The 2,445-nt window shown below is 66.1% G+C and carries 2 protein-coding genes; one reads left to right on the top strand and one right to left on the bottom strand.

Annotated features, from left to right (window positions below):
* Positions 1-231: 231 nt before the first annotated feature.
* Positions 232-1,230, bottom strand: coding sequence for a TerC family protein (locus tag Aut01nite_RS35145; protein ID WP_043521502.1), 999 nt, complete (start codon positions 1,228-1,230; stop codon positions 232-234).
* Positions 1,231-1,654: 424 nt separating this feature from the next.
* Here Aut01nite_RS35145 and Aut01nite_RS35140 point away from each other — a divergent pair, with 424 nt between their 5' ends.
* Complete coding sequence (locus Aut01nite_RS35140; RefSeq protein ID WP_043521501.1) at positions 1,655-1,999, top strand: antibiotic biosynthesis monooxygenase family protein; 345 nt, start codon at positions 1,655-1,657, stop codon at positions 1,997-1,999.
* Positions 2,000-2,445: the final 446 nt, after the last annotated feature.

Here is a 2,445-nt window from a genome sequence, read left to right as displayed (position 1 = left end):
CCGCTTGCGGTCTGCTTTTCTGCTTGAGGTCTGCTCTTCCGCTTGCGGTCGGCTTTTGCTTGCGGCTTCTTTTCGGGCCTTTGCTGGTACGGGGAAGGCACCGGTTCCGCCCTGGCCGCGCGTCCCGGGGCCGACTCGGGACGAGTCCTCTGGGTGCCTCGCCGCCGGGGGACCGGGAACGCGAAACGGGCGCAGACGGTATGCCGTCTACGCCCGTTCCTGAGTTCGGGGCTACTGCGGGGTGCTCTGCAGGTCGCGCTTCTTGTCGCGGGAAGTCTTGACGAGGCTGGCGACGGTGGCGATGGCCAAGGTCCCGAGGATGACCATCAGGGAGAGCCAGATCGGGATCTCGGGCGCCCAGTGGAAGGGCTCACCGCCGTGGATGAAGGACAGGTTGTTGGTGTGCAGGGCCTCGAGGACCAGCTTCACGCCGATGAAGGCGAGCACCACGGCAAGGCCGATGTTCAGGTAGACCAGGCGTTCCAGGAGACCGCCGAGCAGGAAGAAGAGCTGCCGCAGACCCATCAGCGCGAAGACGTTCGCGGTGAAGACCAGGTACGGCTCCTTGGTGATACCGAAGATCGCCGGGATCGAGTCGAGCGCGAAGATCAGGTCGGTGGTGCCGATCGCGATCATCACGATGAGCATCGGGGTGAAGAGCCGCTTGCCGGTCTCGGTGACGACACTGAACCGGCCGTCACCGAAGGACGAGGAGAGCGGCAGCGCCCGCTTCGCCCAGCGGATCAGAATGTTCTCCTTGAAATCCTCGCCGTCGTCCTCGCCCTTGACCAGCGTGATCGCCGTGTAGACCAGGAACGCGCCGAAGATGTAGAACACCCAGGAGAACTCGGAGATCAGTGCGGCGCCGGCCGCGATGAACGCGCCACGCATCACCAGCGCGAGCACGATACCGATCAGCAGCACCTTCTGTTGGAGATGCCGTGGCACCGCGAACCGGGCCATGATGATCACGAAGACGAAGAGATTGTCGACGCTCAGTGAATACTCGGTGAGCCAGCCGGTGTAGAACTCGCCGGCGGCCTGACCGCCGGCGGTCACCCAGACCCCGATGCCGAAGATGATGGCGAGGCCCACGTAGAACGCGACCCAGCCACCCGCTTCCTTCATGCTGGGCTCGTGTGGCCGGCGGCCGATGATGAGCAGATCAACGGCCAGGACGGCGATGAGGGCGACCAGAGTGGCGCCCCACACCCAGGCAGAAACGTTCAACTAGAACCTCCGGCAGACACGGGTCGTCGCTGCGCCCACCCGTGATCGGTGGAGAGCAGCGACGTGCGGCTGTCGGAGGTCTCTTCCGCCGCGGATCTCTCCGCGACCGCCGGCCCCGGGTTCGCCGGTTAAGGCGTTCCGTGTTGACGAGACCGGCACGAGGGAATACTCCCCTCCCACACCGCCATTGTTGCGCATCCTTGGCGTGAACGGCACATCGGGAGGCCGGACAGTGGCGCGGCTCGCGGTCGAACCGCTTTTTTCGGACAGTAGCCCTCGCCGCCGGACCGGAACATCGACTCCCCCAGCACCGTCTTCCTCACCCTACGCCTTGACCAGCGCGAATCCCGGGGTTCGGCGCCTGCACCGCACCTGCGGCATCCTAGTAAGCTGACCTTCCGGTGCGTATGGGACGCTTGCGGGCATGGTTCTCGAAGTCACACTGATCGACGTTCTGCCGGGCCGGGAGAACGACTTCGTCAACGCCTACGAACTGGCCCGTCCCGTGGTGGCGGGCACTCCCGGCTGCCGTTCGCTCCGCCTGCAGCGCGGCCTCGAGACGCCGACACGCTTCGTCCTGCTGACCGAGTGGGACAGTGTCGAAGCCCACGAGCAGAACTTCCGCCGCACCGACCGTTTCGCCCAGTGGCGCGCCCTGATCGGCGGTTCGCTCGCCCAACCGCCGCTCGCCGAATACTTCACCGACGTCACCACCGGCCACCGCCACAACCCCGACCAGGACTTCTTCACCTCCGGCCAGCACCCCTGAGCGGGCTCAGCCACCGCCGGGCCACCACCGGCGCCCGTCGCACAGCGACCCACCGCGACCGCCCGAACGGACCTGTCCACGCAGCACCCGACCTTGCCGCAGCACCGGATCCTGCCGCAGCACCGGATCTTGCCCGGCTGGCTCTCACCGCTGCCTCCCGCCCGACGAGACAGCCATCCGTGTCCTTGCGACGCCCATGCCGTGCGTGAAAGTCGGCCACTGGGCGCGGTTGACATAACGCTTTCGATCAAGGCCTGAGCTGCGGTGATGGCCGACTTTCGAATCAGCAGTGAGAGCCAGCCGGGTTTCCGGTAGGCCGCCAGCGCTGTCTCACCAACCCCGAGACAACCGTCAGAACCAGCCAAGGGTTTCCGGCAGGCCGCCAGCACTGTCTCACCAACCCCGAGACAACCGTCAGAACCAGCCAAGGGTTTGCGGCAGGCCCC

Source organism: Actinoplanes utahensis, from assembly GCF_016862455.1.
GTDB classification, from domain to species: Bacteria; Actinomycetota; Actinomycetes; order Mycobacteriales; family Micromonosporaceae; genus Actinoplanes; species Actinoplanes utahensis.
The sequence above is the reverse complement of the archived record's forward strand: the minus strand, read 5'-3'. Positions and strand labels throughout refer to the sequence as shown.

What these genes read in the sequence shown, in the direction of transcription:
- Aut01nite_RS35140 (WP_043521501.1), top strand. Translation starts at nt 1,655, where the DNA reads ATGGTTCTCGAAGTCACACTGATCGACGTTCTGCCGGGCCGGGAGAAC.